General features: G+C 46.3%; 10 protein-coding genes. 6 read left to right on the top strand and 4 right to left on the bottom strand.

Annotated elements, in window-relative coordinates:
• Positions 1–6: 6 nt before the first annotated feature.
• The 6 genes from AB6D93_RS11500 to cyoE all read left to right on the top strand — a co-directional run bounded on the left by AB6D93_RS11500 (position 7) and on the right by cyoE (position 8,637).
• The gene (locus tag AB6D93_RS11500; protein WP_102332968.1) at positions 7–3,105 is read left to right on the top strand and encodes an efflux RND transporter permease subunit; all 3,099 of its coding nucleotides are present in this window, start codon (positions 7–9) and stop codon (positions 3,103–3,105) included.
• A gap of 749 nt (positions 3,106–3,854) precedes the next feature.
• The gene (cyoA, locus tag AB6D93_RS11495; RefSeq protein WP_081325387.1) at positions 3,855–4,751 is read left to right on the top strand and encodes a ubiquinol oxidase subunit II; all 897 of its coding nucleotides are present in this window, start codon (positions 3,855–3,857) and stop codon (positions 4,749–4,751) included.
• 5 nt (positions 4,752–4,756) lie between these two features.
• Positions 4,757–6,838 carry a cytochrome o ubiquinol oxidase subunit I gene (cyoB, locus tag AB6D93_RS11490; RefSeq protein WP_102332967.1) on the top strand — a complete coding sequence of 694 codons (2,082 nt, stop codon included), beginning with the start codon at positions 4,757–4,759 and terminating at the stop codon, positions 6,836–6,838.
• Complete coding sequence (cyoC, locus tag AB6D93_RS11485) at positions 6,828–7,445, top strand: cytochrome o ubiquinol oxidase subunit III (RefSeq protein ID WP_010439790.1); 618 nt, start codon at positions 6,828–6,830, stop codon at positions 7,443–7,445. Before cyoB ends, cyoC begins: the two co-directional genes overlap by 11 nt.
• On the top strand, positions 7,445–7,756 hold the full coding sequence (gene cyoD / locus AB6D93_RS11480) for a cytochrome o ubiquinol oxidase subunit IV (protein ID WP_004736302.1): 312 nt from the start codon (positions 7,445–7,447) through the stop codon (positions 7,754–7,756). The genes cyoC and cyoD overlap by 1 nt, the downstream gene beginning before the upstream one ends.
• A gap of 8 nt (positions 7,757–7,764) precedes the next feature.
• Positions 7,765–8,637 carry a heme o synthase gene (gene cyoE, locus AB6D93_RS11475; RefSeq protein WP_017084647.1) on the top strand — a complete coding sequence of 291 codons (873 nt, stop codon included), beginning with the start codon at positions 7,765–7,767 and terminating at the stop codon, positions 8,635–8,637.
• Positions 8,638–8,714: 77 nt separating this feature from the next.
• On the opposite strand, the gene AB6D93_RS11470 is transcribed toward cyoE, so the two are convergent.
• The 4 genes from AB6D93_RS11470 to AB6D93_RS11455 all read right to left on the bottom strand — a co-directional run bounded on the left by AB6D93_RS11470 (position 8,715) and on the right by AB6D93_RS11455 (position 13,330).
• The gene (locus AB6D93_RS11470) at positions 8,715–9,203 is read right to left on the bottom strand and encodes a hypothetical protein (RefSeq protein WP_102332966.1); all 489 of its coding nucleotides are present in this window, start codon (positions 9,201–9,203) and stop codon (positions 8,715–8,717) included.
• 220 nt (positions 9,204–9,423) lie between these two features.
• Positions 9,424–11,400: an alkyl sulfatase dimerization domain-containing protein gene (locus AB6D93_RS11465; RefSeq protein WP_102332965.1), complete on the bottom strand. Its 1,977-nt coding sequence runs from the start codon at positions 11,398–11,400 to the stop codon at positions 9,424–9,426.
• Between the two features lie 329 nt (positions 11,401–11,729).
• The gene (locus AB6D93_RS11460) at positions 11,730–12,719 is read right to left on the bottom strand and encodes an efflux RND transporter periplasmic adaptor subunit (RefSeq protein WP_012604427.1); all 990 of its coding nucleotides are present in this window, start codon (positions 12,717–12,719) and stop codon (positions 11,730–11,732) included.
• Positions 12,719–13,330 carry a magnesium transporter gene (locus tag AB6D93_RS11455; RefSeq protein WP_102332964.1) on the bottom strand — a complete coding sequence of 204 codons (612 nt, stop codon included), beginning with the start codon at positions 13,328–13,330 and terminating at the stop codon, positions 12,719–12,721. Before AB6D93_RS11455 ends, AB6D93_RS11460 begins: the two co-directional genes overlap by 1 nt.
• Between the last annotated feature and the right edge of the window lie 172 nt (positions 13,331–13,502).

Below are 13,502 nucleotides of genomic sequence, written 5' to 3'. Positions count from 1 at the left end.
AATAGTATGAAAATAATAGAGACTATTTCCAACACTCGACTGCTTATCTTGATGACCGCGCTGCTGATGGTGAGTGGTATTTCGGCGTTCATGACGTTGCCACGTGCAGAAGACCCAGTAATCATCAACCGTTACGCGAACATCACAACCAGCTTCCCCGGCGCCAGTGCCGAGCGTGTTGAAACCTTGGTTACTGAGGTAATCGAGAACAAGCTGCGTGAGCTGAGTGAAGTTAAATTGGTGAGTTCAACCTCTAGGCCGAGCGTATCGATTGTCACGCTAGAATTGAATGACACCATCACCGAGCCAGAACCCGTCTGGTCCCAAGCTCGCGACAAGTTATCTGATATCGAATCCATTTTGCCTGCGGGTGCTCAATCGCCTGATCTCGATAGCGACCATACCTATGCTTTCACGACCATCGCATCTCTAACTTGGTCTGGTGCAGGCGAGCCTGATAGGTTAACGCTGGGCCGTTATGCCAAAGAGCTCGCCAAGCGACTAAGAACTTTGTCGGGTACTGAATTCGTTGATGAATATGGGATGCCGCAAGAAGAGATTCAAATCAGTTTACGTACGGCCGATGCCGCTGCTCTAGGGCGTTCAAGCGCCAATATCGCTGAATCGCTCGAAGGGGCAGACGCCAAGAACTCGGCGGGCGAGTTAGTGAGTGCTTATTCTCGCTTTGGCTTAGAAATTAAATCTGAACTCGATTCTATTGAACGTATTAAGCAAGTGCCAATAGCCACTGATAGCAATGGTCACATCATCCGTATGGAAGACATTGCTTCTGTGAAACGTGGTGAGAAAACCCCACAAGACCAGATTGCCATTATTGATGGTGAGCCGGGTGTGATTGTAGCGGCAAGAATGCATCCTGATCTGCGAGTTGATAATTGGACGTCGCGAGCTAATGCTCTGATTGGTAAATTTGAGCAAGAGTTACCAAGTAACGTTAAGGTGACAGTGCTGTTTAATCAGCAAGGTTATACCGAGACTCGCTTAGACGATTTAGGCAAAAGCTTGATGATCGGTTTCGGTCTGATCTTGATTGTTCTGTTTGTCACTTTAGGCGTGCGTGCCGCGATCTTAGTGGCAATTTCTCTGCCGTTAACCTCATTATTGACCTTGTCGATCATGAAAATGACCGGTGTGCCGATTAACCAAATGTCGGTGACAGGCCTAATTGTGGCGCTCGGGATCATGGTGGATAACGCGGTGGTGATGGTCGATACCATTCAGGCGTATCGTTTGAAAGGGCAACAACGAGCTGAAGCGACCATGAATGCATTGAAGCATTTATGGGTGCCGTTATTAGGCTCAACCTTAACTACCGTGTTGGCGTTTGCTCCGATTATCTTGATGCCGGGTGCATCGGGTGAATTTGTCGGTGGTATTGCGATTACCGTTTCTTTCTCATTGATCGGCTCTTACATTATCTCGCACACCTTAATCGCAGGCTTAGCGACCAAGCTATTGCCGAAACAACTCAGTGATGTCGATAAGAAAGGGCAGCACCATTGGTACATGACGGGTTTGAGAATCCCGGCTTTGACGCGTTGGTTCTCGTCTTCTGTCCGTTTTGGTGTGACGCATCCAATCATCACGATTGCTTTGGTGTTATTGGTACCGTTTACCGGTTACTGGAGTATGTCTCAGCTGACTGAGCAATTCTTCCCGCCATCAGACCGAGACATGTTTGAGATTCAGGTTTACATGCCGCCGCAAGCGAGCATTTACGCCACCAAAAACACCTCTGAAAAAATCGACGATATCATTCATCGTTACCCTGAAGTGGAACGCATTGATTGGCTAGTGGGCGCAAACTTCCCATCCTTCTATTACAACCTGCAAGCAAGGCAAAATAATGCGCCGTACTTCTCGCAAGCCATGGTGAAAACAGAGAACTTTGACCAAGCCAATGCGCTAATTCCACAGTTGCAAAAGGTGTTGGATGAAGAGGTGCCGGAAGCACAAATCTTGGTACGTAAGCTTAACCAAGGGCCTCCATTTACCGCGCCCGTTGAACTGCGAGTGTATGGTGAAAACCTCGATACGTTGAAAGCGATTGGTGAGGATGTGCGATTGATTTTGGCGGGTGTTCCTCATGTGACGCACACAAGGGAAACGCTGCAACCGGGTACACCTAAGGTGTGGTTGAAGGTCGATGAAGACACCGCAAAGCTGAACGGTATTTCATTGAACCAGTTCGCAGGTATGCTGCAAACTACGCTGACAGGTCGTGAAAGTGGCTCTGTGATTGAAGGCAGTGAGTCGGTACCAATCCGTGTTCGTGTCGCGGATGAAGCGCGTGAAAACCTAGCGCATTTAAGCAATATTCGTTTGCCAATTAGCTCTGAGGTGTACTCAACGGGAATTAATGTTTCGACTCTGGCAGAACTGGAATTGACGACCAGCCGCGGCGCGATTACTCGTCGTAACGGGCAACGAGTGAACACCATTGAAGGTTACATTGAAGCGGGTGTTTTACCTCAAACCGTCCTTAATGAATTCCAGAAACGCTTAGCAAGCTATCAGATGCCATCGGGTTATACGATTGGTTTTGGTGGTGAATCCGCTGAGCGTGACAATTCAGTCAACAGCCTCATCTCGAATGTCGCAGTCGTGGTGGTATTGATGGTGCTGGTGGTGGTGATGTCATTCAACTCGTTCCGAATGAGCAGCATCATCTTCATGGTAGCAGGGTTGGCTGGTGGACTAGGGCTGTTGTCGGTATGGATCTTCGGTTATCCGTTCGGCTTTACGGTGATTATCGCGATGCTTGGGATTGCGGGCTTAGCGATTAACGCGGCCATTGTGATTTTGACCGAATTGAAACTCGATAAAGAGGCTTCCTCCGGGAATGTAGATGCAGTCGTTGAAGCTGTGATGTCGTGTACTCGCCATATCAGCTCAACCACGATAACGACTGTTGGCGGCTTTATGCCATTGATCATCGCTGGCGGTGGTTTCTGGCCTCCGTTCGCGGTCGCGATTGTTGGCGGAACGGTATTAACCACGCTTATCTCGTTCTACTTTGTACCTGTGGTTTATCATTTGATGACTCGAAATCAGAGAAAATCCATGACTACTCAAGCGGCATAACTGTTTTTCAATTTAACGTCTCTTCAATTTGGCTACTCTTTAATTGCCCATAATCGAGCCGTATCTGGCTCGATTATGGTGTGGTTATTCTCGATAAATTCATCCCAATTCCTACCTTTTTGTTGTGCTTTTCACCGCTATTACGCCCTCAATTAGTCAAATTATCCTTTCTGTTAGTCATTATATTCTTTCAATTCGTCACATTAGTGCATAGATGAATGCTTGATTATCTTGTTGGTGAATGAGTGGGTGTTTTGAATAATCTAACCAGTGGATACCTTGTAAATGGTATGTGAATTCACAATTTTGACGGGCGTCACACTTCTATTTATTCGCTCTTTCTAATGTACCTTGAACTTGCCCCGAGCTTTGGTGGTGAGCGAGTGTTTATCTACTTTTTCTAAATCCCTTGTCAGTACTGGCTCCATCTATGTAGCACGCTATTGATGTGTGTCTTAATCGCTTACTGCTTCTTAGTTTTCGTCTTCATAAATGGAAGGTTAGTTTCCAAGTTTGTTTGGTGAGCTTTCAATTTCAACTCTTCATAATGCGACGAATGTAACAATGTATTTCAAAGTGTAACAATTAAGTCATGTTTTCTGTGTGGTTTTAACCCGGCAGTAACGAACCTTATTGCATTGCTTTTTGAGATGCGGCGTTTCACATGCTCAACACATAAATATTCTAATGATCATGACAACCAGTACTCAGACGTTCGTTCTGAGGCTGGATAACCATCGAGAAAGTTAATGGAAGCTTCAAGATATAAACGCATTTTATCGAGGACAAATTTGTCGAAGATTGGTTTGCTGGGAACCGTTCTGATGCTCGAAGGGTGTAACTCCGCATTGCTCGACCCAAAAGGTAGCGTTGGCGTTCAGGAAAAAGAGCTGATTATCACGGCTCTGTTGCTGATGTTGATTGTCGTCATCCCAGTGATTCTGATGACCATCTACTTTGCTTACCGATACCGCGAGAGCAATACCACGGAAGAGTATGCACCTGACTGGGCACACTCAACCAAGATTGAAGTGGTGGTATGGACGATTCCAATCATCATCATCGCGATTCTAGCCACCATCACTTGGCGAACAACACACGAATTAGAGCCATCAAAGCCTTTGGTGAGTGACGTTAAGCCTATGGTGATCGAAGTGGTCTCTCTGGACTGGAAATGGCTGTTCATCTATCCGGAGCAAAACATTGCGACGGTTAACTATGTTGCGTTCCCGAAAGATGTACCGGTGACGTTTAAGCTGACTTCAGACAACATCATGAACGCGTTCTTTATCCCGCGTCTTGGTTCGCAGATCTACGCGATGCCGGGAATGGTGACCAAGCTGAACTTGATTGCTAACCATGAAGGTGACTTCAAAGGTTTTGCATCGAACTACAGTGGCAAAGGTTTCTCACAGATGAAATTCACTGCATCAGCCATGCCTGATCAAGTGGCATTTCTAAACTGGGTGGAAAAAGTGAAAGCAAGCCCTGATCGCATTGAAGATTGGGAGCAGTTCCGTTCATTGGCTGCGCCAAGTGTGGCTGAACCTGTGACGCTGTTTTCTAGTATCCCACCATTTTTATTCACTGATGTCGTGACCCAGCACCCTGGTTCAATGAACTGTTTGCCGGAAACCCAAGGATAATCGTCATGTTTGGAAGATTAACTCTAGACTCAATTCCCTACCACGAGCCCATTATTTTGGTCACGTTAACCATGATCGCTTTAGTGGGCAGTTTAGTGGTGTACGCGGTAACCAAAGCCGGTAAGTGGCAATACCTTTGGAATGAATGGTTTACGTCGGTAGACCACAAAAAATTGGGCTTCATGTACATTGCTGTTGCGATGGTGATGTTAGTTCGTGGCTTTGCTGATGCGGTCATGATGCGTAGCCAGCAATTGCTTTCTGCAGCCGGTGAAACGGGCTATTTGCCGCCACATCACTACGACCAGATCTTCACGGCTCACGGCGTGATCATGATTTTCTTCGTAGCGATGCCTTTGGTTATCGGTTTGATGAACATCATCGTGCCGTTGCAAATCGGTGCTCGTGATGTTGCATTCCCTTATCTGAATAACTTGAGCTTCTGGCTATTTGTGGTGGGTATTATCCTAACCAACATGTCGCTTGGCTTGGGTGAGTTTGGCCGTACGGGTTGGTTGGCGTATCCGCCTTTGTCTGGCATTGAGGCAAGTCCGGGAGTCGGGGTCGATTATTGGATATGGGCGCTGCAAATATCCGGTGTGGGTACCACGTTAACGGGTGTGAACTTCTTCGCGACTATTTTGCGCATGCGTACTCCTTCTATGCCAATGATGAAGATGCCAGTATTCACGTGGGCGTCTTTGTGTGCCAACATCCTGATCATCATCTCTTTCCCAATCCTTACGGTAACCATCGCGTTACTGACTTTGGATAGATACATCGGCACGCACTTTTTCACCAATGACCTTGGTGGCAACGTGATGATGTATGTGAACCTGATTTGGGCATGGGGACACCCTGAGGTGTACATCCTAATTTTGCCTATCTTCGGTGTGTTCTCTGAAGTGACTGCAACCTTCTCACGTAAAAAACTGTTTGGTTATACCTCGCTGGTATGGGCGACGGTGGCTATCACCATCCTTGCGTTTGTGGTTTGGCTGCATCACTTCTTTACTATGGGTTCAGGCGCAAATGTGAATGCCTTCTTCGGCATCGCAACCATGATTATCTCTATCCCAACCGGGGTTAAGATCTTCAACTGGCTGTTCACCATGTACAAAGGTCGCATCCGTTTCACAACACCTATGCTGTGGACAGTTGGTTTCCTTATCACCTTTACTGTTGGTGGTATGACAGGCGTGTTGATGGCGGTACCGGGTGCAGACTTCATACTGCATAACTCAGTATTCCTGATTGCTCACTTCCACAACGTAATCATTGGTGGTGTTGTGTTCGGTTGTTTTGCTGCGATTGGTTACTGGTTCCCGAAAGCGACCGGTTTCACTCTGAACGAGCTTTGGGGTAAACGCGCATTATACTGCTGGATCATCGGTTTCTTGATGGCGTTCTTGCCGCTTTACGCTCTGGGCTTTATGGGCATGACGCGTCGTTTGAGCCAAGACATCAACCCTGAATTCTTCCCACTACTGGCGGTTGCGGCTGCAGGTACGGGCGTGATTGCGATGGGTGTTGTTTGTCAGTTCGTTCAGATTTACGTGAGTGTTCGTGACCGCGACCAAAACCGAGATCTAACCGGTGACCCATGGGGTGGACGTACATTCGAATGGGCAACGTCTTCACCACCGCCGTTCTACAACTTTGCAAAACTGCCTAAGGGCGATGAACTAGATGCGTTCTGGTACCAAAAGCAAAGTGGCGAGTTTGACCCAACTCAGGAAGAAGAATACGAACGTATTCATATGCCAAAGAACACACCAACAGGTATTTATGTGTCTGCATGGGCGTTGGCATTTGGCTTCGCAATGATCTGGTACATCTGGTGGTTAGCAGCTGCAAGCCTAGTGGGCATCGTGGTGACGTGTATTCAACACAGCTACAACGACGATGTGGACTACTACGTGGAAGTTGAAGAGATCAAAGCGATTGAAGCGGCTCGACGTGCACAGCTTGAAGAAGCGAAGAAACAGTCAGTGAAAAGCGACAATTCTAGTCGTGGTAACAGCGCTGACGGTGACAGTGATAACAACGAAAATAAAGATGATTTGGAGACGACGTATGCAAGCTAATACTCCGTCACACACTTATGATCTTGCACACTCGCATGATCATCACCACGAAGCCGCGGGCAACAAGTTGTTTGGTTTCTGGGTTTACTTGATGAGTGACTGTGTCCTGTTTGCCACGCTTTTCGCGACTTATGCCGTGCTTGAGAGTGGCTCAATCGCTGGGCCGACAGGTAAAGACATCTTTGAACTGCCGTTCGTGTTTGTCGAAACCATGATGCTGCTGTTCAGTAGTATCACCTTCGGTTTTGGCATGATTGCGATGAAGCGCAAAGACGTGACCGGACTGAAGCGCTGGATCAAAGTGACTTTCGTATTGGGCTTAGCCTTCATCTGTATGGAAGTGTATGAATTTCATCACTTGATTGCAGAAGGCTATGGCCCTCAAGAAAGCGCATTCCTTTCTGCGTTCTTTACCTTGGTTGGCACACACGGTTTGCACGTAACGTTCGGTCTGATTTGGATGGCGGTGGCGTATCACCAGCTTTCAACCAAAGGCTTGAACGACAACATGTCGATGCGTTTCCAGTGCTTAAGCCTGTTCTGGCATTTCCTTGATATCGTTTGGATTTGTGTATTTACCATCGTGTACTTAATGGGGGTGATGTAATGGAACAGCATCTAGACAGTGGTGCAACGGATTATGTGAAAGGCTTTATTGCGTCACTGATTCTCACCATTATTCCGTTCTACATCGTGTGGGCGCATGTATTACCAAGCACAGAAACGTACGTGATCTTGTTCGGCTGCGCGTTGGTGCAAATTTTTGTGCACTTTAAGTACTTCTTACATATGGAAGCGAAATCTTCCGATGGGCGTTGGAACTTGGTGTCACTGATGTTTACCGCCATTGTTGTATTGATTCTTATCGCTGGCTCGGTATGGATTATCTACAACATGAACGTCAACATGAAGTTGTAGGCTAAGGTATGCTGAAAAGATATTTGTCTATCACCAAACCGGGCATCATTTTCGGCAACCTGATTTCTGTTGCGGCGGGGTTCTTCCTCGCCGCAAAAACAGAACCAGCCAGCGCGATGTTGTTACTGACAACATTAGCGGGTGTGGGACTTGTGATTGCATCAGGTTGTGTTGTGAACAACATCTTTGATCGAGACATCGACCAAAAGATGAAGCGCACACGAAATCGAGAATTGGTTCAGGGCAACATCAATACAGACGTCGCGTTCGTTTATGCCTTGGTTTTACTACTCTCAGGCACAGCGCTTCTGTTCCAGTTCGCTAATCCGATCTCTGCGGTCATGGTGTTGCTTGGCTATGTGTTTTACGTCTTTTTCTACACCATGTGGTACAAGCGTACATCGGTTTATGGCACTTTAGTCGGCAGTATTTCGGGAGCCGTTCCGCCATTGGTGGGTTATTTGGCGGTGACGAATTACATCAGCCTTGAAGCGGTATTGTTGTTTGTGATGTTCTGCTTATGGCAAATGCCACACTCGTACGCGATCGCGATGTTCCGCCTTCAAGATTATCGAGATGCAGGCATTCCTGTGTTACCGGTGAAAGAGGGCGTCGACAAAGCGCATCAACACATGAAAGCCTATGTAGTGGCGTTTGGTGCAGTATCATTGGCGCTGTTCCTACTCGGGGAAGCAGGTTATGAATACCTCGCGGTGTCGGCGGCGGTTTGCTTTATGTGGACCAAAGTGACATTTCGCAAAGTTGATTGCCTCAACTACATCCAGTGGTCAAAGACCGTCTTCAAGGTCTCTCTGCTGGTGGTAATGAGCATCAGTGGTGTACTGGGGCTGGAGTTGATTCCGTTGCCTACGCTTTTTTGATTTAAGTTTGTCGTTGAACCCTCAATGTTCTGAAGTCCGAGGGTTTGACGACTTTTTATCTGTCCCGCTTTAAGCTATTACCCTTCAAAAATATCACTAAGCCAATCTTCAAGCTGCTCTCGTTTATCTTGTGGGCCATTGATGATCACTAAGCCGTTTAGTGTCGCGTGATCCCAAGAGATGGTGCCAGTTGCTAGCGCATCGAACACATCGAGTTCCGTAATCAGTAAGAGATCTTCCTCGGTAGGCAAAGTATCTCTGCCTGACACATCGACACCTTTCTCAAACTTCACTTGGCTGTAATGACCTTTAATTTCTTCGAATAAATTGAACTCAATTTTGCTTGGGTGGGGTTTTGAAAGCGCAGCTTTGATGGCAAAGAGTCGAAAGTGATCTGGCTTATTGAGGTTGTTGAATTCATTGTCTTGTCTGGCTGTGATTACGTTGCCAAACACCTCTAGTGAACCGGGCTCTGTCACCAAACTAAACCCGGTATCTTGGTGAAGGCCACAGGCAAACGTGAGTGAAGAGGTGAGTGAAAGAATCAAAGCAAATCGTTTTAACATAATGGTTATCGAAACCTGTAAAAGGATTAAGAATCTGACGGCAGCAGCCAAACCTGACGATAAAAAAGGGACCACAAAGGGTCCCTGTATTTGTTTGTCGTCCATGTAACGGTCAGCGAATCGATTGATAGCTATTTAGCGAGATTGTTTGCTAAGTAGCTATCGTCAAAGAGCCATCGTCGAAGATCTATCGCCAAAGAGCGACCGTTCGAGCTCGCTATTAGCGAACGATGAGCATGATCTCTTCTGGAGTCATTGCCTTATCGAAGTAGCTCATGAATTGACCGAAGCCTTTGATGTCGCCATTCGAGAACGTGAATGCACCAGACTGTAGGTTGGTACCAATCACTTGTTGAGCGTTTGGACCTGCAATCAAGATTTGGTTCAATACTGCACGAGTGGTGTCGATTTGAACGTCTGCGCCTTTCACTGCTTCTTCGTGTAACTGAGCAATACCGTTGCGAATTTCGATAGTGAATGCTTCGTTCGTATCAGAGAAGTTGTACGTTAGCATCATGTTCACGTCTAACGAGTTTTCTGCGATAAGCGTTGAAGTCATCATGTCGAAGATCTGCTTGCTTGGTAGTGCAGTAAGAACGTCAACAGAAGCGAAGCTGATCATGTTAGAGAAGTCACGTTTGTTCTCTAGTTCAGCCGCCGCGTTGAGCGCCCAGTTACGCCAGTTGATGTTCACTTGGTCTGCAGCCCATGCTTTGTAAGCTTGTGCTTTCATCTCACGAGCTTCCATATCTTGCTTGTTTACCGTGATTGGGTAAGAAAGAATTTCTGCTGCAAATGTGTAGTTCTCAGCCTTAATTGCTGCTTGTGCAGTCGTAAGGATGTTGTCACGACCGCCCATGATCTCTACGAATGCTTTAGCGCGTTGCTCGTAAGCCATTGGCTCTAGCTGCCATGGATCCGCTTCGAAGAAACCGTTGTAACCTACGTAAATCTGACGCACGGCGTGTGCAACAGTACCGTAGTGTTCACCTAACCAAGGGTGTTCTGCAAGGTGCTTAGGAAGTTTAACTACTTCAACTAGCTCGTCTGGCGTCATACCTTTGTTCATGTAACGGATAGTTTGATCATGAGTGTATTGAATCGCATCACGGTAAGCCGTTAGTACGTCAGCTACTGCTTCTTTACCTTCAACAGGACGACCGTGAGAGTTAATCATGATCTCAGTGTCGAACTTACGCATTACGTCGATGCCCTTGAACCACATGCTTGGATCACGGAATTTCGTACCGCGAATTGTGTGTAGGTTCGGGAAGTTTTCGCCTTGAAGTACTTCAGCCGCGTGCAGGATTTTTTGCTCTGGGAAGTAAACCACTAACTCATCTTTAGTTTCAGATGGCACGTTCTCGATGTGCATCTTAACGCCAGCAATTTCGATTTCGATGTGGCTTTGGCTTGGTACAAGCAGGTTTGGTTCAATGAACGAGATAGCACCTTGCATGAAACGTGGACCAAGGCCGTCGTTTACTGTGCCGTGCTCACCTTCTTCTACGTGCTTAGCACCTGTGTAAGAAGTACGGTGACCAAATAGAGTACCTAGGTTTGAAGACCAGTTAGCCACTGCTGCGGTTAGGCCTTCTTCAGCGATGATTTTTACTTCGCCTGATGCTACTTCTTCATCAGTCACCCATGCACGCACACCAGAGATGTGGTCGATGTGGTTGTGAGAATAGATGATGGCTTTAACTGGCTTGTCGGTGATTTGACGGAACTGTTCTTTAACCGATTGAGCCATTTCTACCGACTCGCCTGGATCAACAATGATGATGCCGTCCGTACCTTCGATCATGACAGGAGTGTCTAGACCGAAGCCGTAACCAAGATAAATATTGTCATCCACTTTGATGATTGCTTGGTCCATTTTACGACCGTGCTTGGTGAGGATTGGATGAACGTGATCAGATTCTTCTGTGTAAGCCAGAGAGTCGCCCGTTTTCGATACAACTTGGATGCGCTCGCCTTTGCCCCAGAACATGTTTGACTTGTGTTCGAATAGAACCTCACTCTTGTAGCGAGCATCAAGGTCAATGTTTTGGTATTGCGCAGCATTTGCTGTTTGAAGTTCTTGGCCGACTTTCGATGTCGCTTCTACAGTTGGCGTTGCAGATGCAAAACCAGAAGCAAGTAGAGTGCTCGCAATAGCAACAGGAAGCGCCATTTTTTTGAATGTATTAGTCATGGTAGTGACCTTATATTTGGATACAGGAATTGGATTTCTTGAGCCAAATGATAGAGGTGGGGGAGGTCGCTATCTACGCGCTAATAATATTTCAATCTATCGTTTTTTCGATGATTTGTTTGATAAACGATTGTATTGGCGATTAATTTTGATCTAAATCAATTAGTAAATGAGCTTGCAACAGATACAAAAATGCCCTGAAATTCAGGGCATTTGTTTTACAATTAGTCGCTAGTTCATGAGTGGCTGTGATACGAGTGAATAACAGCCAAATCATTGAATACTTAATTGCTTATCAAGAGCTAATCGTTTACCAAGAGCTTAATCGTTTACCAAGCACCTAGGTATGACTTGTAAGATTGTAGGCGAACTGTTGCTGCGCCGATTACATCAATGAAGCCCCAGAACGGATGTGGTTTCTCTGCCGAGATCCAAGCCGCGCCAGTTGAACCAATAGGGATGTTGTAACCTTCTGGTTCAATGATCTCAAGTACGATAGTACGACCTAAACCATTGCCGTTTCTTACCACGTGTTGACCGACGCTTTGTGGCCCCTGAAGTGGAGAAATACTCGACTCACCGGTACCGGCATTAAAGCTGTGTACTTTTGCTCGGAACACGTGGCCTGGGTATGCATCAACGAAGAACTCAGCGAAGTCTCCTACTTGAACATAGCCATAAGTTTGGTCTGAAATACGCATCTCAAGAAACTTTTTGCTGGTGTTGTAGAGGTGCATGTTACCCATGACAGAACCTTCAGCAATATTCACTATCGATACCTGACCATCAAACTCAGCTCTAATGGTCTTTTTCTCTTGCGCCCAATTTACTTTTTGTAAATCGGCTTTTAACGACACCAGTTCAGCATGCAGCACTCGAAGATCAGAGTCGTACTTTTCTACGTCACGCATATTGAAAATTTCAGGTGACGTTTCAGCACGCTCTAAGTCGCGATTCATTTGCTTGATCTCTTCTTCTTTCTGAACAATTGAAGATTCGATCTTTGCTTTGTCTGCGGCTGAGTCAATGTCGACGAGTGTGTAAATTACGTCGCCTTCTTTAACCATTTGGTTGTGTTCAACAAGCACTTGGTCGATCTGCTGGCCAAAGATCGGTGACATTACCGCGTGTGGTGCTTTCACTGTGGTTGAGTTGGTTAGATCAACGGGTGCCCACAAGCGAGAGATAACCGCTAATACCGCAAGAATCGTTACGCCGCCAATGGCAGCCCATGTGTAGTTCTTGAAGTTCTTCTTAAGTGCGCCTGTCGCAAACAGTGACCATACAATTAGGATGTATGGAATCATCATCTCTTTCATTATGCGACCTCTTTTTCTGTAGCGGATGGTGTTGTTGGAGTCTTTTCTTCTGAAGCCTGTTCTTTTGAAGATTGCTCTACTGAAGACGGCTCTGTTACCGGTTGTTCAGGTGATACGTGGACTGCGGCTGTCTCTGTATTGGTCGCGTCTTGTTTAGGCTGAACACCACGGCGAATAACATCACTCAGTGATTGACCAATATGCTTCCAGTTCGCCAACGCGATAACTAATGCAATAACCCAGAATGTTTTGCTGATGAAGAGTCCGCAAAGTGACAGTGCAAACACGATTTGAACGTGAGCGCTTTTGTGCTCTTTTGCTTTATGCACACCCAGTTCATGCAACTGCCACATGCCGTAAACACCGGCTAAAACCACAGCAATGGTCACTGAGAACAAGTAACCAGAGAAGGACTCCATCTGGAAGAAGTTCATCATCATTTCATTGGGATGATTGTTGAATTGAGACATGTCGATGTCTTTAGAATGGATTGTGCCTAATGGTGCAAGAGCCCATGCTCCCGCAAACATCACTGCCATAAACAGACAGAATTTGACCAAGACCATCACAATGGCCCAGATTTTCTGGAAAACGATTTTTATAAAGTTCATATCTCAACCTAAATAAGGAGAGAGAAAGTGCAGCCTTGGTACAAGACTTTTAGAAGACATCTGAAAGAGGTGTTGAACTCACGTAACCGTATAGACCTACTGAGTCAAAAGTACTAGATGACAATTAAAAATCGCTTTGACCACGTAGACAACGCATTCTCGCGAATAGAGT

Origin of the sequence: Vibrio sp. 10N.247.310.23 (assembly GCF_041467155.1) — a bacterium.
Taxonomy (GTDB): Bacteria; Pseudomonadota; Gammaproteobacteria; order Enterobacterales; family Vibrionaceae; genus Vibrio; species Vibrio crassostreae_C.
Note: the sequence above shows the minus strand (reverse complement) of the source record. Positions and strands in the feature narration are given on the sequence as shown.

Coding starts and splice junctions, on each gene's coding strand:
- AB6D93_RS11500 (WP_102332968.1), top strand. CDS start 7: ATGAAAATAATAGAGACTATTTCCAACACTCGACTGCTTATCTTGATG.
- cyoA (WP_081325387.1), top strand. CDS start 3,855: ATGGAAGCTTCAAGATATAAACGCATTTTATCGAGGACAAATTTGTCG.
- cyoB (WP_102332967.1), top strand. CDS start 4,757: ATGTTTGGAAGATTAACTCTAGACTCAATTCCCTACCACGAGCCCATT.
- cyoC (WP_010439790.1), top strand. CDS start 6,828: ATGCAAGCTAATACTCCGTCACACACTTATGATCTTGCACACTCGCAT.
- cyoD (WP_004736302.1), top strand. CDS start 7,445: ATGGAACAGCATCTAGACAGTGGTGCAACGGATTATGTGAAAGGCTTT.
- cyoE (WP_017084647.1), top strand. CDS start 7,765: ATGCTGAAAAGATATTTGTCTATCACCAAACCGGGCATCATTTTCGGC.
- AB6D93_RS11470 (WP_102332966.1), bottom strand. CDS start 9,203: ATGTTAAAACGATTTGCTTTGATTCTTTCACTCACCTCTTCACTCACG.
- AB6D93_RS11465 (WP_102332965.1), bottom strand. CDS start 11,400: ATGACTAATACATTCAAAAAAATGGCGCTTCCTGTTGCTATTGCGAGC.
- AB6D93_RS11460 (WP_012604427.1), bottom strand. CDS start 12,719: ATGAAAGAGATGATGATTCCATACATCCTAATTGTATGGTCACTGTTT.
- AB6D93_RS11455 (WP_102332964.1), bottom strand. CDS start 13,330: ATGAACTTTATAAAAATCGTTTTCCAGAAAATCTGGGCCATTGTGATG.